Here is a 20,412-nt window from a genome sequence, read left to right on the forward strand (position 1 = left end):
GGTATTTTACAGTGAATATTACCATTGCTCAGTTTTGTCCTATACGAGGCAATAAAAAAGAAAACATTCGAAAAATAAATGACTGTATCAAGCAAGCTGCAAGCGAACAGGCTGACCTTGTTGTCTTTCCGGAACTTTGTTTAACAGGTTATTTTATTTGGGATGATATTAAGGAGCTAGCTGAATCCGTTAGTGGCGAAAGCTTACAGTTTTTACAACAAAGCTGCAGGAATCACAGCATCCACGCCGTTATATCTTTTCCTGAAGTAACAGCTAACGGGCATTATCATATTACATCAGCTCTTATAGATGATACCGGAGCTGTAATTGGTTCGTATCAAAAAACACATCTTTTTGACAGGGAAGCTGAAATCTTCCGCCCAGGCAACACTTTACCTGTTTTCAAAACCAAATTCGGAACCATTGGATTAATGATCTGCTATGACCTTGAATTCCCTGAAGTGGCCCGAACTTTAAAAATAAAAGGAGCGGATTTACTCATCATCCCGCTTGCTAACATGAGCCCTTACGAAGATTATCAAATAACCTATTTAAAAAGCCGTGCTATGGAAAATGAACTTCCAATTGCTCTATGCAATCGAATAGGCTCCGAAGAAGATACATTCTTTTTTGGACATAGCGCAGTCGTCAACAGTAAAGGAAAAGTTCTTCTAAAAATGGGTAGCAAGGAACAAATATCGACAGTAGCTATTTCTTTAGAAGAATCAAAAGATCAGAAGCTTAATTACCTTATGCACAGAAGATCGGATTTGTACAAATAGACATAAGAAGATTAAAAACAATTTTTAAGGGAGGCGCAAAGATGGAAACGAAAAGAAATCAAGCAGTTCCAACTTTGAAGTTGTCACATATTGTTTTGTTTGGACTTGCTTATATGACTCCAATGATTGTATTTGGTATTTATGGCTTGTTGGCTGAAACCACTCATGGACTAGTTTCCACTGCTTATATAGTGGCTTTAGCTGCTATGCTATTTACGGCTTATAGCTACGGTAAAATGACTAAAGCTTTTCCTATTGCAGGGTCTGCTTATACGTATACAAGAAAATCCATAAATCCATATATCGGATTTATGATTGGATGGGCTGTTTTACTAGACTACCTGTTTCTTCCTATGGTTATTTGGCTTATCGGAGCCGTTTATTTACATACAGCTTTTCCCAGCATTCCTCTTTGGGCATTTGTACTAGCCTTTATTTTTATTACAACTGTTATCAATATAATTGGCTTAAAAGCGGCGGCGAGCGTCAATACATTAATGATGATTTTTCAATTGCTCGTAGTCGGTATTTTTATTTCACTAAGCATTATATACCTTATAAAAGGCTCATCACCTTTTGCACTCTTTAGCTTTAACCCATTCTTGAACGAGCATCTTACATTTTCGTTTGTAGCCGCTGGAGCTTCCATTGCTTGTTATTCTTTTTTAGGATTTGATGCTGTTACAACTCTATCTGAAGAAACCATTAATCCTGAAAAAACAATGCCAAAAGCTATCTTTCTTATTACACTAATTGGAGGCATCATTTTTATTGGAGCTTCTTATTTTCTACAGCTTGTTCATCCTGACTATACATCTTTTAAAAATATTGATTCAGCAGCATTTGAAATTGCCGTACAGATCGGCGGCAATTTATTTAGCTCTATTTTTCTAGCTGGATTAATTATTGCTCAATTCGCATCTGGCTTATCTGCTCAAACAAGCGGAGCCCGTTTATTATTTGCAATGGGAAGAGACGACGTGCTTCCCGCTAAGATATTTGGTTATCTTCATCGAAAGTCGAAAACACCCCTATTGAATATTTTATTCATAGGAGGCATTTCATTACTGGCCGTTAAGCTTGATGTAAGTACCTCTACTTCATTTATTAACTTTGGAGCGTTTTTAACATTTATTTTTGTAAATCTATCGGTCATTTTTCACTATTACTTCACGTTAAAAAATGAAAAAAAGAATCGTTTTCTTCTCTACTTTCTTATACCAGCTATCGGAGCAGCCCTTGATTTCTATCTCTTTATTAATCTGGATAAACACGCCTTAGTGCTAGGGAGCATCTGGACTGCCATAGGACTTGTATACTTAACTTTTCTTACAAAAGGATTTAAGCTTTCTCCTCCAGAAATGGATTTCGATGAAGAGGAAATAACGAAACCTTCCTCTCTTGCGCATCAAAAAGCTGCTGAAAAGACATTGTGACTTTTTTAAAAAAAGAGATTGAAACATAACGAAATGAATTCAATTTAAAGACGAACAAATGGGATACATGATCTGAACCGCTTGTGACACGGCAGTTGATTTCCGTGCAAGACTTCACTTTCTGCGGGCGGGCGCTGAGCCTCCTCGTCGCTTGCGCTCCTGCGGGGTCTCATCTATCCCGCTTTTACCGCAGGAGTCTTCGTCTTGTCCTCCAATCAACTGCTAGAAGGAATTAAATAGATAAAACCTAAGTTCACCATCAAAAAAACGAACCACTAATCAAACATGTTGATTAATGGTTCGTTTTTCACTTCGTCTAAAACCAACGCTTCTTTTTACCTTCACAGCTCAAATAAATTTTCTCCGTCCTTATTCACCCAATATTTTTCTGTTTCTGGAATCAAAGCTGTAAAGTTTTCATACGTTCCTTTCCAATCGCTTGGAACATATTCTTCAAATGAAGCCGGCTCAGGAAACAGTGAGTAAAACGTCTTTTGATCAAAATCCACCAAAAACGAAGGGCTAAAATCTAATACGTCTTCTTCATCTACGCTTTCTATTTTATCTTCAAACAGCTTTAAAATAGTAGTTGTATCTGCTTGATACGACTCTATACGTTTTAAAAAAAGCTCAGCATTTTCATTGCTGAGAACTTCGATCCCTTTTCGTTCAGGTTCGATGTATTCATTAACCGCTGAATCACCTTCATTTTCAAAAGCTTGTGCAAACTTTACATAATCCAAATACCATAGCTCTCGATCGGTCACATACCATTGAAACTGCTTTTTATGTACTACTCCGACAATTACGTTTTCAGCATATATGGGTTCTAGCATGAGATGGACCTCCTTGCTTTTATTAGCTTTGTGGCCTGTTATATACGATTTAATCAATCTTTAAGCACTCTCTTTTGTACTTTTTCATTCAGCTTTCGTTTTAAATATTCAGCAATTTCTATTTGTCCAAATTCCTTAGCATATCGGTACGCATCCATCTCTTTAATATTCTCACCGGTATATTGAACGGAAATATCTATACCCTGACCAACTAGATGTTCAACTACCTCTTTATGACCACCGTAAATTGCTGCGAACAATGGATTTCTTTTTGCCGAACTTACATCTAATTTTACTCCAGATTGGATTAAATACTGTACTATTTCTACATACCCCTCACCTGCTGCCACTCGTAAGGGAGAAGCATCAAATATATCACCTTTTATATTTACATCGATTCCTTTATGCACTAGATACTCTACTATTTCCATCTGTCCTTTTTTTGCTGCTATATGCAACCAGCTACCAAATGAAGTCATGGTGTGTAAAATTGTTTTATTACTACCTATTAATTCTTTGACTGAGTTAATGTCACCACGTTTAATTGCATTTCTTATTGCCTTATTGACGCTGTTTTTTTCCAAATCATATCCCCCTTAATTTAGTTGCCCATTATTGCCGTGTTTTAATGTAGACATCTCCCTCAATAATTTAGCTGTTTCTACCGTTTTTACTTTTAAATAGTTGTGGTCAATTAAAATTACTGTCGCATTTGTAGTTCTTTTAATACTTTTGTTCGCAGATCATTCACTGTTTTTCTATTCGTATCATCATTTAATAAAGAAGTTAATCTTTCTATGTAACTATTCGCATTCTCTATACATCTTTCAAAACCATTTACAAAATGCTCTACTAATGTATCATCAACTAAAGCAATGGGTTCGGGATAATATTCGACGCCTTTTCTTTCAAATGCTTTTCTACTAGTATAAGCAACTGCATCAATAATACAGTCCCAGGCTATAACATCTGTTTTATTATCTGACATCTCTTGAATTATTGTGATACCCTTTCCCTCGTCATCTAATAATTCATAAAGAGTATCTCCACTATTTTCTTTGTCTTTTAACCATTCCCAGCATTTACATATAACTTTCCGGGCTGAAATTTGATCTTCCGTACGAGAAAGTACCGGTACTACTTTTTCTGAAAGTGCCAGAAAAAATATCACTTTATCATGTTCTGTTAAACTATTGAAATTAGCATTAGTCATTCTTAAACTCCATTTCCACTTCTCTCACTATGATGAGCTTAACTCCTCCGTCTATATATCTTTTGCTCTTCTATGATTAGGAAAGAAATTTTTTTATGATCTTTTTATCATATTCATCTTCTGAAATAATCCCTAAGTACTTATACTCCCAAATCACCTGTTGTTCATACGGGTCAACAGTAAGAATACCTTCATACCCGTAGTCTATCTCAAATTTCCCATCATGACCTAAATGCAAAGTTACACTTGTCCATATCTCCTGCTTGTTTTCTATAAATACATCTAACAACTCACGAAAGCACTCTAACTGTTTATCTAATAACACTAAGTAGCTCTGTTCTGACACCTCAAATAGTTCAGGTATATCATGACTATATATAGGTTCATCGCTTCCTTTTGGATAATAAAAGAAATACGTTGTTTGAGAACCTTCTCCTACTTCTGCATACAAATAGATTTCTCGCCAGTCTTCTTATATCATTTCCTTTAAATTATCGGCCACCTTTTGATAAATATTATTAAGCTTTAATTCCATTTGCTGTCCACCTTCTGCTTTAAATATTCAGCAATTTCTATTTGTCCTCGTTCAATCGCAAATGTGTAAGCATACATTTCTTTTATGTTTTCACCAGAGTATGTAATCGATATATTAATATGATTCTCAACTAACAGTTTAACCATCTCAAAATGACCGTTATATATGGCAGCAAACAGCGGATTTCTATCTGGTTCACTGATATCAATTTCAATATTATGGTTAATAAGATACTTAGCAATATCTATATGTCCTTTTGCAGCCGCTCTTTCTAAGGCATTGGTAGAAAAAGTTCCTCCTTGTGCATTAACATCTATTCCAGCACGAATAAGGTATTGTACGATTTCTAAATGACTATGAGCTGTTGCTACATGTAGCCATGTGCCAAAAGGTGTGATCCATGTTAACATTTCTGGATTTTTCTCAAATAAGTCTCTTACCTTATTTAAGTGACCACCTTTTATAGCACCTCTAATAGCTTTTGTCATTTGAGTTATTGCCATTTTTCGTTTTCCCTCTACTTTCTACCTTGTAGAATTCTCTCCAAAATATATCGTCTCTTTGCTTGATGTAATGCGCTGTAGTGTGGAGAGCTTATTGTCTATAGCAAGACTCGATTCGTTGCTTCTTTATATACTCCTACTAGTCTTCATTACTATGATTTTGTTTGATTTTATGTAAAAGAGCCATCACTTTTTCTTTATCATGGGCATGATCTTCCATATATACGTGGCAAATTTTGTGCAAGTAAGTTAAAAACGTTTCATAATCGACAATAACACTTTTGTCAGTGTCACCCGTACCGTCTAGAAATTCAATTCCTTTTTCAACATAACCCTCTTCCCATGGCTCTAAGTCACCTGAAAATGTACAAATGTGGTACTCATTTCCATAACCAGTTCCCTCTGAAAAATAGTGTAAGACTTTTAAGAACTTTTTATCTGATAAAGCGCTATAAAAACTTATCATGGGAGACAACGTACAATCTATATCATGAAATAATTCTACGATTTTCTTCATTTGTATCCCCTTTTTATAATTAATTGAATCAACGTTTACTATTTGACCGTAATCACTACGCAAACGCTAGGGTCATCTCTTGAACCTCTATAATCTAAACACACAAAATCTCCTGCAAATAAAATAAAAATTGGTAATAAATATTTATTTATACACTTATAAAAAGTCCTCTTGATGTAATTTTTCCAGGGTTAATTTAGTACCTTCATGAGGTGGGAATTTAACCACAAATACTGGATTTATGCTAAATTGGATTATTGGGATACTCATTTAAATACTTACCAATTTCCAGTCATCCTTTGCTTTAAATATTCAGCAATCTCAGTCTGCCCAAACTCTCTTGCATATTCATAGGCATTCATATTTTTGATATTTTCTCCCGTGTATCTAATCGACACATCTATTCCTTTTTGCACTAAATATTTAACTACTTCTTGATGCCCCCCATAAATTGCTCCAAACAGTGGATTTCTCTTCGCTAAGCTCACATCTGGTTCTGCTCCAGATTCTATTAAATACTTTACTATCTCTAAATTACCGGACCCAGCTGCTAAATTTAACGCAGAAGCATCAAATGTCCCGCCTTTCGCATTAACGTCAATTCCTTTTTCAACTAAATATCGGACGATTTGAAGGTTCTCTTTTTTAACCGCTACATGTAACCACGTACCAAATACATTCACGGTATTCAAAGTCTCTATATCATCACCTATTAGTTTTTTCACTGCGTTGATATCGCCAGTTTTAATGGCATTTCTTATCAATTTTTTACTATGGTTTCGGTCCACTATGCAAACTCCTTCATTATCATCTACTCAAATAGGATCATTCGGAAATTCACTATCGTACTTTGCAATTAATACTCTATCTTTTTCTTCACTTGCTTCTTCACCTAGATATTTACGTTTTCAAATTATCATTTGGTCACTAAAACTATACTTTGTATCGAACCAATTCGTATAATCATAGTGTATGTTCAACTTCCTGTTACTATCTACAGACATTGTAAATGAATACCAAAGCTCTTGATGATTATTTTCAAAACTGCTTCTTAATTGATTGCTCAATTCAAACAGTTTTCTTTTACATTTTTTAAATTCTTGTTGATCCACATGATACTCGAACGGGATTTTCAAGCTATACGTAAAACTTTGTGTATTCTGAGGTGTATTATAAAAAAATAAGTACCTCCTCCAGTTTCTGATATTTGAGCATAAAAATAAAACTTTCTCCATTCTTCTGGTATCATTTTATTCACTGTTTCAGCTATTTTTTTATGTAATTGCTTCATTTCATTTTCTACTCTTTTCATGACTTCAGTTCGTTCAAATTCTATACCTACCATTCTTCCAGATTTAGCTGCTTGATATTTAGCTTCCTTTATGTATTTTAGACTTAGACCTAACTCTTTTCTCTTTTTATAATGCATCAATTAACCTAAGTTTAGTTACTAATTCATTATATTTTAAAAATATCAACCGCATCTCCTGGAGATTTATTAATAAGGAGTTCAGGAATGTTTGGATTACTCTTCTTTAATTTATATTTTTGAATGTTTGTTAATTCAGGATTGAAAGAAATAGCCTGAGATGTAAACTCTAAGTTTATGAGTTTGTTGTAAACTTCCCCTAAAAATTTTTTCCAATTTTCCAAGGGAGAATTTAAAACCTCACCAGGATCTTCTAACATACGATACCCGTCTGCATAATGAAACATCAGTAAACCTGTTCCAAAATCACAAGCTGCATTTTCTAGAATAACTGTTGGCACTTCAAATCCACTATTCCAGTTATAATTTGCAGCAGAGTAATGAAGCAATAGAGAGTTATTAGTATTCAATAAATAACTTATTATATAATCCTTATCTGTGCTATTAAGTAACTGTTGAAGAAAATGAATATCGTCCTTATCCATAAGTTCTTGCCTCCTTTTTAAAAAACTCAAATGCTATAAATTATTGATTATTGCTGTTAAAATTCTCTTCATATCTTTTCATTTTCATCATTTGTTCTTTATCTTTTTCATCCGCTAATTCTCTACTTAAATATTTGTACTCGAAAATCCCGCATCTTCACTTTGTGCTTACTGCTTCCTTTATTTGTATAGCCTTAATAATTATTTAAATAGGATTATTTGGATATTCTTTTAAATACTGATCTATTAAACTTTTAGTTTTTTCATCCGCCGGTGCTTCATCTAAATATTTATACTTCCAAATCTTTTTCTGTGCTACAAATCCGTAATCTGTATTCAACCAATCTGTATAATCAAATGATACAGAGAACTTCCCTGTTTGCTCTAACATTAGCGTAAAAGAATACCATAGTTCCTGGTTATTTTCTTTAAAGATTTCCCTGAGCTGTTCACTAAGATCAAAAAGCTTATCTTCTTCATTATTAAATTCTAGTTCCGATATGTTAAATTGTTTTGGTATATCTAGACTATACGTGTAGCTATTATCTCTAATTGATTTATAAAAAAAGTAAACTCGCCCCCCCGGATTCATCAATCTGTGCATAAAAATAAAATCTTTCCCATTCTTCTGGAATCATATTATTAACCGTTTCTGCTATTTCTTGATACAATTCCTGTAACTGGCTTTCCATTTGCATAGAATTTATCCTCCTGACTGGTTTTCAACTGTTGCTATCCCTAGTTCTTCATCTTCAATTTGGTATGTTATTCTAACTGTTTATCTTTAACTTTTTTATGTTTCTTCAAATCCATGTCAGACAACTAAAAAAAGACACTTGGTTACTTTTGTACAAAATCAAGTGCTTTAAGGCCATCTGTTTTTTAGTAGCATTAATGTTGTAACTTTCATAGTAAAAGTATGATACTTATATATATATCGTAGCAACTATTAAGCTGACACATCTTATGAACTCTAGCTTTACAAAAGAATTAGCGTTCTTCTTTGCACAAATATAAGTATTGGCCAAACTCAGGAAACACATCCCAGTTTTTTTCAAGGGTATTGTTTGTTTCGCGCTCCTCTACTGAACCATTCTTTAAATCTCGCTTTTCCATTGCTATGTAACCATCTTCTCGGAAATTCAAAATCAAACTACTCACTTCTGTATTAGTTTTATCATCATATTCCCAATACATGGCTGTTCTTAAAAAAAGCTTACCTTCACTCATAACTTCGAAATCATAATTTAAATATTTACGAATTAGTTCATCATAAAACCCTACCGAAACCCATTCATTTGTAATATTTATAATATACTTGTGCTTCTCATCTTCCCTTAGTACGACCGTATAGGGTTTATGTTTTTGGTGGTATGTGTATGCAGTATGCTCATCAAGAATGTTCCAAGGCTTCTTTTTGATATCTGATCATTCGTCACAATAATACATTTCCATAGTCACTTGTACACCTTCCCATAATATTTCTACTAACAGTGCTGTTTTTTTTCACAAATTCTTTATACGTTTCTGGTAAATTCATTCTCCATTTACCTTCCTTTTCAGAAAGCACAGTATCGTCCGGCAAGGGATAAATGATTGACCATCCTTACATTCCATTTGTATACCTCTTTAACATTGTGATGAAGTGTAATATTAAAAGGCGATATATCCATTTGGCTTCTGATCATCGTCCTTCTCATAAAATTCAAATATTAACTTGATATTCCTTGATGATGCTACCTTCATGAACTTTAATAAAGCATCATTCAAGTATACAAAATGTAAATATCTCAAAAAAACAACCAAAAGCAGCTGTCATCTAAAAGTCTCATCTGCTTATCTTTGAAGTTAAAATCTGCTTTTAAAAGTATAGCTAAATAATTACACATTTTTAGAAGTTTCTTAGTTATCTATTTCTCAATAGACTCATCAATAAAAGTCTTTATTGAAATTAAATCTACCCTTTTATCAGCATTCTTTGGATAGTTTTCTTCAAGAAAGTGTAATAGCTTATCTGAGATACTATTATTCTCATATACCTTTTCAAAATTTGTTATGAAGCTTTCAACAGTCTGATAATCAACACTTTCAATAGTCTGGGGAAGATACTTTTCTTTTTCATATTGATACGCCTCCCAGATTGTATATGCCAGAGCATTTCCAATACATATCCATACTTTTTCATTATCTTTATCATCGGCTAGTTGCATATAAGTCATGATATCTGTTTCATCTATGTTTTCTAAATATACATACAGGCTATCTGCGTCAAAATCCTTTAATTTTAGCCATTCCCAAGCTTTTTCTAATGACTCAACCGCTACTTCAAATCCTTTAGATTCAGAAATCTTGTTGATAATTAAATTAGATAGCGACAATAGATATACGACTTTAGCATCCTTGCTCAAATTATTAAATCGATTCATTTGATTTGGTGATCCTCCTTCATACATGGTTACCTTTTGAGTAATTTTATATATTTCGTGTCTTTCCCTTCAAATAACCTTCCTTCTGATTTTCGATTAGCTATATCAAAAAACTCTTTGGCAATTAAAAGGGATCCCACTTCATAATAAATAACGCCTGAAATAAACTCTTTTTCACCATCATCAAATCGTTTAAAGCCTGATGAGTATAGATGAGTTAGCCAATATTTGGCACTTTCATAGTCATTCATTATGATAAAGGTATCAATGATATCTTTTACCACCTCATAAGTATCACTATATAACCCTTTTGGAAGCGGAATCTCTTCCCACCCTTTGATTAATACATCAACAGATTGTTGATAATTTTTCTGTTCAAATAACTGATCACTTTTCACTCTATATTCTCCAACTCTTTGTTGGATATTTAATTCCATTTTCATTTACATTCTCCTTAATAAAATGGGATGACTTGTTAAGACTAAAGATACATTGTTATTTAATAGTTTTGCACTTATAAAATTTGACCAGATCTATTGATCCCTATCCTAAAACGTAAAAAACACCTTTTTCTTTCCTTTAACAATTACGTACTGTTAAAAATAATGCATTTAACTGCTTTTTGAGGTTTGCTGACTGTTAGTTCTCACTATTTGCTGTAGTGGTCTACACTTACTCATTCGTTCTCTTTATTTAATGGGTTCCATACACTGAGTTAAAATAATTTCATAAAATCTTCTCTTTTTATTGAGGTTTCATTGCTTGTACACTCATAATCATAAAGAACTAATTCCATTCTTTCAATTTCCTCTACTGTGATAAAACCGGTTTCAACTGCGCTATTCAAAAAGACAGTGATACTATCTGCACCGATACCTTCCAGTGCTTGCGGTACATATTTTACTTTTTCGTTTTTATAAGCTTCCCAAGATGTATAAGCGACGGCATCCACTAGTAGTGACCATAGCCTAGCCATATTCAAGTCTTCTTCTTCCTCAGCAAATTCTGAGATGCCTGTATAGTCTGCACTATCAATAAGCTCATAGAGTTCATCTCCAGTTACAGTATGAGATTCACCCCATAACCAACATTTGTCTAACGCTTCTCTACCTGCTGGATATCTTTCATCACCTTTACTTATTACAGAAAATACTCTTTCAGCAACAATTAAAACAACCCCAACTTTTCTTTCACTTTGTAAATTAAGAATGGATTTATTTTTCATAAAATCCTCTTTATGTTTATTTAATAATCTTTCCATTTTTTTAAACATACACGTAATTCATTTTTGAACTTTTCTATGATTGTACTGATTGTTACGCTCAAATAAAAGAACGCACCTGCTTCCTTTTATGGACAATCAAGTGCTATATGCTATATAAACTTACTTAGTCTATTTACACATTATTTTTTAATTATCTTGTAACCCTATTAAAATCCATTCATCTACAATATCCCAGAAATCAACACTATATTCAGGCTGGTCATTGGTGAACCACAGTGTTGCTCTATTATCCGTACAATTGTTCAAATCCACCGCAACGTATCCACCCATACCATTCTCAAAAAATCCATAAGTGGTATCAAGATTGATTTCTAATGGATGCTCTAAATCATCAAGAATCCCCCATTCATCTTCTTTAAAATAAATTACTCTCTCTAACGGTACTAGACCCATTGCTCGACTTGGCATATAATAAAAGCCATTATGTAACTTTCCGTAAAATTTAACAATAGATTGCGGAACACTTGACCAAGCTTGTTCAATGTCTAAATCGTAAATTGATTTGTTTGGTATTCCCCCTTCATAATACAGAATTTCGTCATTTTCACTCTTCACGCTATATAGAATGGCGTACTGTCCATTATCTATAATGAGTTCAACATCTACTAAATTCTCTTTTAAATATGAGATCGTATGACTTAATTCTTTTTCACATACCCGATTCCATAAAGCAATTATTTTATCTTTCCTCTCAATCTTGTCAGTTTCTATAAATACTTCCATCCATTCTTTCGGGATGTTCTCTTTCTTAATATTTAGTAAGTCTTCATTAGATACAAACTCAATACTTTTTCTGTATTGTTGCAGAAAAGACAACTTATCCACTTAGAATCACTCCTATTTATCTGCTTAAATTCATTTATTAAACTATCTTTATTTTCTACCATGTTTTCTCTTGTAAATATGGTTATAGATTGTTGTCGGATAAAAAACAGTTTATTTAGATGGTCACATCATGCCACCCTACGTCGTTCACCTGTTCATCTAATAAACGAAGTCCCAATCCATTTTCTATATCCCATGTACAATCAAATGTTAGTCCAATATCACGTTCATCATAAATATCCTTATACGAAACAATAATACCCACTAGGCTAATTATTTCAAGTATTTGGTCAGTGTTTTCAGTTTCTAGGTAATGCCTATTTTAACTAACATCACAACCTAACTCATGCCATGTTTGTTTATATACGTCTTTGTACTTGTCATACATGGAACTTCCCCCCACTTACTCGCTGAGCTAAGCTCGTTCCGCTCCTTCAGGTAGGGGTTTTCTAAACTAAAATGATAAAATGTCATCTCACCTAGACTCGTAATTCTTTTTCTACTCATTTCACTCGTACTTTGTTTTTTTATTTATATATTCGTTATTGTGTTTTCTATACGATCTGCTTGTAAAATATAAAATAAGTAGTAAGTCTACTTCATTAGAACGAACCTTATACCTCTACTGCCCCCATAAAACCAGTAATAATAAGAATATGTTCCTTCAATTTGACCTTTTTTAAGTTCTCTACTTTTTCTGCTCCACCTAACCCTAATAGAGGTGTATAACCAAAACACTCATCATACTCTAACTCATTGTATTGTTTAAGCGCTTCGGGATAAGGCTGCCAAGATAAATCTTCATCCCTGAATTCTAAATCAGCAATATTTTGAAAGAAAAATTCAAATGTAAACATAATAATCTTTACTATGCCATACCTGTAATTAAGTAATCCAACATATCCATCCGCCCAAATAATCAAGTCTCCCATACTCGTAGCAAACAATACGATTGAATCCTTAAATCTTGGACAACTCTCCTCCAAGATTTCTATAAATTCCTCTGGATTTACGCTTTTAAAATACCCTTGCATAAATGTACCAAATCCATAATTACCCCAAAAATTTATCACTTCATTTGGTACTAATTCTTTATACTTTTCAATGATTTCACTCGGAACTTTACTATGCAACTTAAAATCTTTTAAATATTGCTCCATTCAAACTCCTCCCCTAAAGTGTTAACTTTACATTCAAATACGTATTTTTAAATTGTTCTGGTGTCATGTTTTTCGCTACTTCCTCTATTTGTTTATCAATACTCTTGATTCTAGACCTCCATTAACTACCTATAGAGAAATTAATCCTCTTATCTCCTATTATTTCAGCTTTTCCACCTGCTATCTAGTCAGGAGTCAGGGTGCTTGAGTAACTAACCATGCCTGAGCTTTTTTCTTTGCTTGTGATAACGGTAATCCCTCACTTTGAAGTTCATTTACCTTTTGTACATAAGCTTTTTGTCTAGCTATTTTTGAACTGCATTTCCTTCTTTCGCTCTACCTTTATCAATAAATTGCTCTCGATTTTTCTGATATTCATATATGGTTAATTCATTCATCCCTTTTTCTTGATCTTTTAACTGTCTTGTAAATTCTTATGAATCGAATTTAGTTTTGTAGGTAAATTTCACTTTAATTTCTTTTGTTCTAGGTATATCATCTAAATGCTTGGCTTTATCCGTATCCTTATTTAAAACCAAAAGCGATAATTGGGTTACCAATTATCGCTTACTAAGTCAAACCATTTGATGTACTATAAAGTAACAATTATTTTATTATCTATGATAGTTCTAAAATTGGTGTACTTTCTCATCATGTTATTACCATATGCACTAACTGATGCACTAACTGCTTCATTATCACACACCAATACGAAATTAAAGCTTGTTATTTTTTACTTCTTCAAACCACTCATCAGCAATATGACTGGCTGTTTTAATATCGTCATGCGTATAAACTAAGTCATACTTGTATTCAGCTTTAAATTTTCCGTTTCTTACATCATAGATTAATTTCATTTCAGTAGGCATGTCTCTTTGATGCTCTTGACACAATACTTTAATTTTCCCGATATCCTCATTTAAAATATCTAATACCATAAAATTTCGTGCTGCAGATGTATCGTAGTTTTCCTCCCCCTCTTCCAAAGCATCATTCAATTTATGGGGTTCTACGTATTTACCATTAATCAAATAAAAAAAGTCACTTGCAGTAACTCCTTCTTCACGTGAAGCATAAACATATACTTTATCAGCTCTATCTTCAACATACTCCATGCATATAGATATCATATCGGCTTGTAACTCACTAAACTTATCTTCAAATTCTTTCATACTACCTTTACTCCTTCAACCGCTCTAAATTTAAGTTCAACGTCAATGCTTTTTCATTTAGTTGGACACCACTATCTCTGAACATATGTATCAAGTCCGAGTTATTCTCTTTACTTTACAGTATGCTTTACCAGGTAGCCCTCAAAATTATAAAACAATATCTTGAAAACCAACCGCGACTATTTCTTCATCCTCAAATTTTACCGCAAGACCATGCTCAGGTTCCCACGTGCATTCAAGTAACAAACCAACTTGTCTTACATCTTCATCAAAGACCATAGGAAATATCAGTTGCTTAGGTTCAACAATAGTAGCTATCTCGTCCTTTGTGGATATGACAGGAGCCATCTTATCAGCGAATTTCTCACCGAGCCGCCGTCTGTAATCTTCGTAAACTTCTAAATAATAGTTCAATATAGCATCCTCAGCCAAGTTCAAAAGACGTTCTTTGTCATTAAAAAATTTATGATAAGCATTGACCTGTGCATCTTCAAATTCTGCATCATCTTCTGCTTCAATATTTAATATTACAGTCTTTTCCTGTCCAAACAAGGTAATGTTCATAGCCCTCTTCCAACCATGGTAGTAGGCTAATTCTCCAAACATTTTATGTTGAATGGTCTTCATTGCTGCCACCCTCTACTTGTTTTTTTACTTTACCTGCCTTAAAAACTCCACTTAGGGTTTTATTGACCCTCTCATTCTTATAAGCAAATGTGGAGTCACCACGTTCTTCATTCTATTTTCCATTATTCACCGGTATTTGTGCAAGTCTTTCTCCATACGTATTGTTAAAGGTTCTAGCTGGGTTCTTCTGCGCAACTTCAAACGTACCCTTAGGAGCCTCCTCAAAATTTACGCCTTCTCTCAGTAGCGAAACTGCCTTTTATAAAAAGAAACCCTTTAACGAATAACTGACACTCAATCAAGGGTTCTTAATAAGTAAAAAGCTATTTTATTATTAAATATGTTCCCTCTTAACTTGCTCAAACCACCGCCTAGCAACGGAACTTGCAGTTTCGTTAGAATCAATTGTATGCACAAGCTCATACTTATAATCTGCGGTTAATTTATTTGCTTTAACATCGTAAACCATTTTAATCTCTGTTGGCATTTCACGATTGTATTCTTTGCATAATTTAATCATTTCTTTAATGTCTTCATTGATTATTTTAACAACTGCTTTTTGACGGACTACAGAAGTATCATAAGAAAAATCGTCTTTATTCTCTACATTGATCAATGCATCATTAAATTTATGTCTCTCCACAATTTCACCATTGATATTATAAAAAAAATCATTTGAAATAAGACCTTCTTCATAAGAACAATATATATATATTTTATTTACTCTATCGAAAACATACTCTAAACATATCGAAATCATATCCGCCTGAAATTCACTAAAGTAATCCTCAAATACTTTTCCCAATATGTCCACTCCTAGTTTAGTATATTTATCCCCTCATATCTTCCGTCTATCTCATATTCAACGATAAATTCTGATGGCCTTTTATTGTTTCCTTTTCTTCTTGAAATAACAAAAACAAAAAGCATTTGTTGTCATTCTATAGACAATCAAGTGCTTTAAGTTTATATGTTTTCTAAGTTTCTATGTTCGTTCAAAGTTTGTAAGTTTCATTACACCGCAGTAACAATATTACCTAATGTACTTAATTCTTCGCATCTTCAAGAGTTTTAAGATACTTTTCTAAGTATTTTTTCCCTGAATTACTTTTAGGCATAATATGGAGATGCTCATATTCCCAAATAATCATTCTCTCATGAGAATTTTCATTCGAAAGGTCATCATAATTAAAATCAATTTTAAACTTTCCTGTATTATCAAAAATCATAGTGAAGTTTGTCCAAGCTTCTTGATTGTTATCAATAAACTCTTTCTTCATTGTCTTAATACAATCTAACAAGCCATGCCATTTCTTAAAATATTCTTCTTCTGATACATTAAAAAGTTCAACAATATTATGACTGTAAATAGGCGTAGCATCCTCTTCTGGACAGTAATAAAAATATGACTCTTGCACACCTTCTCCAGCCTCACCATAAAGATATATCTTAAACCACTTGTCCGGAATTGTATCAATCACAATCTCTGCTATTTCACTATATAACTTACTTAACTTTTCATTCTTCATCTAATTCCCCTCTCGGTACGTTATCCAAATTCTTTTCAACAACCATACAACTTTCATAAACTAAGTGTTTATTTTCTCTTACTCCTTAGTCATATAACTTATTGAGAAATTCAGTAAATGTTGATGCAACGTAAAATACATTTTCTCTTGCACGCTCTTCCATTAAACCCTCTTCTTGGATTAACATTTCTTTTTCAAAAGCATTTTCATGTTCTTTATAATCAAAGAGACAGATCGAGGGCAAAAGGGATTAACTTTTTCGGAAGTGTATCCTGGTAATCATTAAAGACTTCTAGAATATGCTCATCATCTTCAACTTCATATGTTAATAATTTTCCAAATACCTTTTCTTTTCCTTCAACTTGACATAATTCAGGACTAACATGGGCACCATTATAATCTATAGCGACCTCTATATAATCTAAGGGAAATTTCACTCCTAATTTTTCTTCAACATTCTCCACTTCTTTCTTAGTCACTTGTTCATCCCATGATCTCCAATTTATATTACTCATCCCTCTATAAATTGTCTCAGTCCATAACTTTGCAACCCATATCATCCCTAGAGATTCTTTCTTTTAGTTTCAAGTTTTATAGTGAGAGTGTGACACCCTTTACATGCTGTGACAAATCATACATTAAAACGTAGGTGCCAATTTTACATACAATTTAAAATCAACTTCTATATCATTTTCAACACTTGTTCTTTCACATTTTCGTCAAACTTAGCTCCTTCTACATTTGCTCCTGTCCAAACTACATTGTCGAGTTTAGCACCGGTAAAATCCGCTTCTGTGAAATCCCCATTTAAAAGGATTGCACCGGTAAAATCCGCTTCTGTGAAATTAGCATTTCTAGCATCTACCGCTGATAAATTTACATTTTCCAAATGCGCTTTTTCAAATTTACTATTTGTCAGGTTGGCACCGCTGAAATCTGTTCCCGTACAGTCGGCCTGTTCCGCATCAATTCCTGACAAATTTGCATGGCGAAATGTAGCATGATTTAAATTTGTTCCAACTAATTCTCCATGTGAAAAATCAGCCTCATTAAAACGAGTTTCAAAGCAACTACTTATATTTATCTTTGCATATTTCATATTTGCTTTAGAAAAATCCGCTTCGCCAAACCTACAATCTGCCATGTTAATTTCCTCTAAATTACAACTTCTGAAATCAGCTAACTCAAAATCGCAGTCATGAAACGCTGCTCTCATTAGTGAAGAGGCTCTCAACACAACACGTTTTGCCATAATACGCCTTGCCATTACTTCTGACAGGTCTGAAAAACTAAGGTCTAAATCACTCATATCTACCTGATCTATAACCTCATCATTATATTGAGATCTATTTACTATTTCCATAACCCTTATTCGCTCATTACTTTTCTCATCCATGATTACAAATTCCTTTCCTTTAATTTTCTAGATACTTCTTCCAAGCAACATTGGGCGAATACGTGACAACCATTCGACTTTCATGAAAACTTGGCACAGCTATTACTTGAGCTGGTTCTAAGTATTTCATTACATGTAACCACCGATCTAGCAATGTATCCCTATCAGCTTCTAATGGATTTTGTAAAAGATCCATACAAACCCCGCCCCATTCTAATTCTGATACGACAGCGGGAGTATTTAGTAGGAATTCCTTATCAAACATTTCTAAAATATGACCACTAAAATATGTTCTAGCTCCTACCCCCAAGGGACCGTTAGGAAGAAACCTGACCGGTATAGGTAGTGAAGACATATTAATCCACATATGTAAGCGTTCATATTCAGTATTCCATGGATAAGATGCTTTCCAAAAAATTTGGGACACTCCATAACGCGGCTTTACAATTTCTGCGATTTGATCAGATAACTCAAAAAAAACAGACCATAATTTTTTAGGTATTGATTTATGGAACTCAAACTCCAAATATGAACTATGACTCCAGTTAACTTTAAAACTCCCTTTATAGTGCACCGCTTTATCACGATACAGGTGAACTTCAGATACTCTACGCTCTGAAATCACTTTTTCTAGAATTTCCCGACGATTATATTCTACCTTTACTGTTTCAGAGTTACCCCAATGGGTAGGAGCAAATTTTTCATTTGACTCAAACACATCCAAAAGACGACCTAATAGCTCCTCTTCGTTAAAAGCTACTGTGGGGTACATTGAAATTGAAAAATAATTAGGTTTCATTTATATCCTCCTTCCATACTAGATATCATATCAGTCTGCAATTCACTGAATAAATCTTCAAATTCTTTCACACTACTTTTACTTCTTTAACAATAATAAAATGCTGTAAGGCCATGCTTACCATCAATAATGTTTTTAACTATAAATTTTTTTGTTTGCATATTACTCTCAGTATAAATGTTTTTAACATCAACACCTGTTTTTTTGAAATATTTTTTCAAAATTCAACCTCACTTCTCTTTAACTTTCTGATATTTTTTGACATTCACATCAGGTATCTAAGAAATTTAAAAATGGCTCACAAAAAAACACTTGTTGCCTAAAAGGCAGTCAAGTGCTTATAGTTCATTTTGTAATATAGCTTTGAACATTACTGTACTGGTCCCATAAATTCAGTAATAATGAGAATATGTTCCTTCAATTTGACTTTTTTTAGATTCTCTACTTTTTCTGCTCCACCAAGCCCTAATAATGGAGTATAACCAAAACACTCATCATAAGCTGGCAACTCATAGTGGTCTACTGCTTTTATATAAGGTGACCATTCTAATGATCTCTGTCTAAATGGTTCTTCCTCTAAAAATCTAATAAATAAAGAATATTTTGAAGCTAGCACTTTCGTTTTAGCCTTGCGATAGTTAACCATAACTACATAGGACTCATTATTTTCATCCATCTCAAATAGTATAATATCACCCATGGATGTAGCAAAAATTGGAATAGTCCCTTCATTTCTTAAATATGTGTCAGTTATCAACTCCCTAAAATCATCAGGGTTAATTACTTTTAAATAACCATTCAGAAGGGTTCCATATCCATATGTTTTCCACGCTTCAATCAATTCTTTTGGAAGATGCTCTTTATATTTATTGATTGTTTCTTCTTCTACTGTTCCACTTTGCCGAAAATCATTGTATATATTCAATTCCTACTCCTCCCTAGTGTATAAGCTTTACATTTAAATACGTGTTTTTGAGTTGTTCAGGCGTCATATCTTTAGCCATCTCTTCTATCTCTTCAATCTCTAACAATATGTATCAAGTTCAAGCCTTGTTCCTTACAGTATACTTTGATTTCGTCTTTTTGATATTTCAACTTACCTGTCCTTGAGTTGAGAATTCTGTATACTCAACAACGTTTAATTTTTCAGCCTCCCATTACGAAATTAAAATTTATGTAACGCTTTTTTAACGAATAGCGAGTATTATACGGCCGTATCTAGTAAAAATACAATTCATAATTTATTAAGCCAAAGCAGAGTTCGAACACCCTTTTACTTTATCCATTGTTTATCGCCTAATTATTATATTATTTTCACAAACCAAGTATTAAAACAGAATGCCTTGATGGTGAAACCATCATGAGTTATGAATTTCATTAATGCATCTTCTATGTTGACCAAGATCTAAAACTTTAATAAAAGCACCTGTTGCTCAAAAGGCAATCAGGTGCTTTCT

General features: G+C 33.4%; 23 protein-coding genes and 6 pseudogenes. 2 read left to right on the forward strand and 27 right to left on the reverse strand.

Features of this window, described 5'->3' with window-relative positions:
• The first annotated feature begins 11 nt into the window (after positions 1 to 11).
• Complete coding sequence (locus MKX72_RS13490) at positions 12 to 782, forward strand: carbon-nitrogen hydrolase family protein (protein WP_098626652.1); 771 nt, start codon at positions 12 to 14, stop codon at positions 780 to 782.
• 41 nt (positions 783 to 823) lie between these two features.
• Entirely contained in the window at positions 824 to 2,218 is a 1,395-nt protein-coding gene (locus MKX72_RS13495) for an APC family permease (RefSeq protein ID WP_098626653.1), read from the forward strand.
• Positions 2,219 to 2,559: 341 nt separating this feature from the next.
• On the opposite strand, the gene MKX72_RS13500 is transcribed toward MKX72_RS13495, so the two are convergent.
• From MKX72_RS13500 to MKX72_RS28330, 27 genes and pseudogenes are all read right to left on the reverse strand, one after another.
• On the reverse strand, positions 2,560 to 3,054 hold the full coding sequence (locus tag MKX72_RS13500) for a hypothetical protein (RefSeq protein WP_155008046.1): 495 nt from the start codon (positions 3,052 to 3,054) through the stop codon (positions 2,560 to 2,562).
• A gap of 53 nt (positions 3,055 to 3,107) precedes the next feature.
• Positions 3,108 to 3,638, reverse strand: a complete 531-nt coding sequence (locus MKX72_RS13505) for an ankyrin repeat domain-containing protein (protein WP_033579202.1) — start codon at positions 3,636 to 3,638, stop codon at positions 3,108 to 3,110.
• 116 nt (positions 3,639 to 3,754) lie between these two features.
• Positions 3,755 to 4,267: an Imm6 family immunity protein gene (locus MKX72_RS13510; protein ID WP_155008045.1), complete on the reverse strand. Its 513-nt coding sequence runs from the start codon at positions 4,265 to 4,267 to the stop codon at positions 3,755 to 3,757.
• A 76-nt stretch (positions 4,268 to 4,343) separates the two neighbouring features.
• Positions 4,344 to 4,727, reverse strand: a pseudogene (locus MKX72_RS13515) (immunity protein YezG family protein); the annotation flags it as partial.
• A gap of 65 nt (positions 4,728 to 4,792) precedes the next feature.
• Entirely contained in the window at positions 4,793 to 5,305 is a 513-nt protein-coding gene (locus tag MKX72_RS13520; RefSeq protein WP_155008044.1) for an ankyrin repeat domain-containing protein, read from the reverse strand.
• A 139-nt stretch (positions 5,306 to 5,444) separates the two neighbouring features.
• A complete protein-coding gene (cdiI, locus tag MKX72_RS13525; RefSeq protein WP_028413073.1) occupies positions 5,445 to 5,822 on the reverse strand; it encodes a ribonuclease toxin immunity protein CdiI in 378 nt (125 codons plus the stop codon).
• 278 nt (positions 5,823 to 6,100) lie between these two features.
• Positions 6,101 to 6,610, reverse strand: coding sequence for an ankyrin repeat domain-containing protein (locus MKX72_RS13530; protein ID WP_028413072.1), 510 nt, complete (start codon positions 6,608 to 6,610; stop codon positions 6,101 to 6,103).
• A gap of 27 nt (positions 6,611 to 6,637) precedes the next feature.
• Positions 6,638 to 7,071: pseudogene (locus MKX72_RS13535) on the reverse strand (immunity protein YezG family protein).
• Positions 7,072 to 7,280: 209 nt separating this feature from the next.
• The gene (locus MKX72_RS13540) at positions 7,281 to 7,736 is read right to left on the reverse strand and encodes a DUF4274 domain-containing protein (RefSeq protein ID WP_025751642.1); all 456 of its coding nucleotides are present in this window, start codon (positions 7,734 to 7,736) and stop codon (positions 7,281 to 7,283) included.
• Between the two features lie 205 nt (positions 7,737 to 7,941).
• Positions 7,942 to 8,428 (reverse strand): annotated as a pseudogene (locus MKX72_RS13545) (antitoxin YezG family protein).
• Positions 8,429 to 8,726: 298 nt separating this feature from the next.
• Entirely contained in the window at positions 8,727 to 9,158 is a 432-nt protein-coding gene (locus MKX72_RS13550) for a hypothetical protein (RefSeq protein WP_235918760.1), read from the reverse strand.
• Between the two features lie 488 nt (positions 9,159 to 9,646).
• Complete coding sequence (locus MKX72_RS13555) at positions 9,647 to 10,162, reverse strand: Imm6 family immunity protein (protein ID WP_025751639.1); 516 nt, start codon at positions 10,160 to 10,162, stop codon at positions 9,647 to 9,649.
• A 29-nt stretch (positions 10,163 to 10,191) separates the two neighbouring features.
• Positions 10,192 to 10,605, reverse strand: a complete 414-nt coding sequence (locus MKX72_RS13560; RefSeq protein ID WP_155008043.1) for a hypothetical protein — start codon at positions 10,603 to 10,605, stop codon at positions 10,192 to 10,194.
• A gap of 272 nt (positions 10,606 to 10,877) precedes the next feature.
• Positions 10,878 to 11,435, reverse strand: coding sequence for an Imm6 family immunity protein (locus MKX72_RS13565; RefSeq protein ID WP_235918746.1), 558 nt, complete (start codon positions 11,433 to 11,435; stop codon positions 10,878 to 10,880).
• Between the two features lie 138 nt (positions 11,436 to 11,573).
• On the reverse strand, positions 11,574 to 12,272 hold the full coding sequence (locus MKX72_RS13570) for an SMI1/KNR4 family protein (RefSeq protein ID WP_155008042.1): 699 nt from the start codon (positions 12,270 to 12,272) through the stop codon (positions 11,574 to 11,576).
• Positions 12,273 to 12,387: 115 nt separating this feature from the next.
• Positions 12,388 to 12,570, reverse strand: a pseudogene (locus tag MKX72_RS13575) (DUF6985 domain-containing protein); the annotation flags it as partial.
• 316 nt (positions 12,571 to 12,886) lie between these two features.
• A complete protein-coding gene (locus MKX72_RS13580; RefSeq protein ID WP_155008041.1) occupies positions 12,887 to 13,432 on the reverse strand; it encodes a T6SS immunity protein Tdi1 domain-containing protein in 546 nt (181 codons plus the stop codon).
• Between the two features lie 305 nt (positions 13,433 to 13,737).
• Entirely contained in the window at positions 13,738 to 13,830 is a 93-nt protein-coding gene (locus MKX72_RS28325; RefSeq protein WP_226555440.1) for a hypothetical protein, read from the reverse strand.
• 318 nt (positions 13,831 to 14,148) lie between these two features.
• Entirely contained in the window at positions 14,149 to 14,604 is a 456-nt protein-coding gene (locus MKX72_RS13585) for an immunity protein YezG family protein (protein WP_033579216.1), read from the reverse strand.
• A 147-nt stretch (positions 14,605 to 14,751) separates the two neighbouring features.
• Complete coding sequence (locus tag MKX72_RS13590) at positions 14,752 to 15,231, reverse strand: DUF6985 domain-containing protein (protein ID WP_033579217.1); 480 nt, start codon at positions 15,229 to 15,231, stop codon at positions 14,752 to 14,754.
• A gap of 334 nt (positions 15,232 to 15,565) precedes the next feature.
• Positions 15,566 to 15,991 (reverse strand): DUF600 domain-containing protein, encoded by a 426-nt coding sequence (locus tag MKX72_RS13595; RefSeq protein ID WP_155008248.1) that lies wholly within the window; start codon positions 15,989 to 15,991, stop codon positions 15,566 to 15,568.
• A 286-nt stretch (positions 15,992 to 16,277) separates the two neighbouring features.
• Positions 16,278 to 16,760, reverse strand: coding sequence for an antitoxin YezG family protein (locus MKX72_RS13600; protein WP_033579219.1), 483 nt, complete (start codon positions 16,758 to 16,760; stop codon positions 16,278 to 16,280).
• An 85-nt stretch (positions 16,761 to 16,845) separates the two neighbouring features.
• Positions 16,846 to 17,275, reverse strand: a pseudogene (locus MKX72_RS13605) (SMI1/KNR4 family protein).
• 167 nt (positions 17,276 to 17,442) lie between these two features.
• A complete protein-coding gene (locus tag MKX72_RS13610) occupies positions 17,443 to 18,156 on the reverse strand; it encodes a pentapeptide repeat-containing protein (RefSeq protein ID WP_034269060.1) in 714 nt (237 codons plus the stop codon).
• A 19-nt stretch (positions 18,157 to 18,175) separates the two neighbouring features.
• On the reverse strand, positions 18,176 to 18,955 hold the full coding sequence (locus tag MKX72_RS13615; RefSeq protein ID WP_116740432.1) for a hypothetical protein: 780 nt from the start codon (positions 18,953 to 18,955) through the stop codon (positions 18,176 to 18,178).
• A 370-nt stretch (positions 18,956 to 19,325) separates the two neighbouring features.
• The gene (locus MKX72_RS13620) at positions 19,326 to 19,880 is read right to left on the reverse strand and encodes a T6SS immunity protein Tdi1 domain-containing protein (protein WP_034269054.1); all 555 of its coding nucleotides are present in this window, start codon (positions 19,878 to 19,880) and stop codon (positions 19,326 to 19,328) included.
• 13 nt (positions 19,881 to 19,893) lie between these two features.
• Positions 19,894 to 19,974: pseudogene (locus MKX72_RS28330) on the reverse strand (polymorphic toxin type 15 domain-containing protein); the annotation flags it as partial.
• Positions 19,975 to 20,412: the final 438 nt, after the last annotated feature.

The sequence above is a fragment of the Priestia sp. FSL R5-0597 genome, from assembly GCF_038006305.1.
Classification (GTDB): domain Bacteria; phylum Bacillota; class Bacilli; order Bacillales; family Bacillaceae_H; genus Priestia; species Priestia zanthoxyli.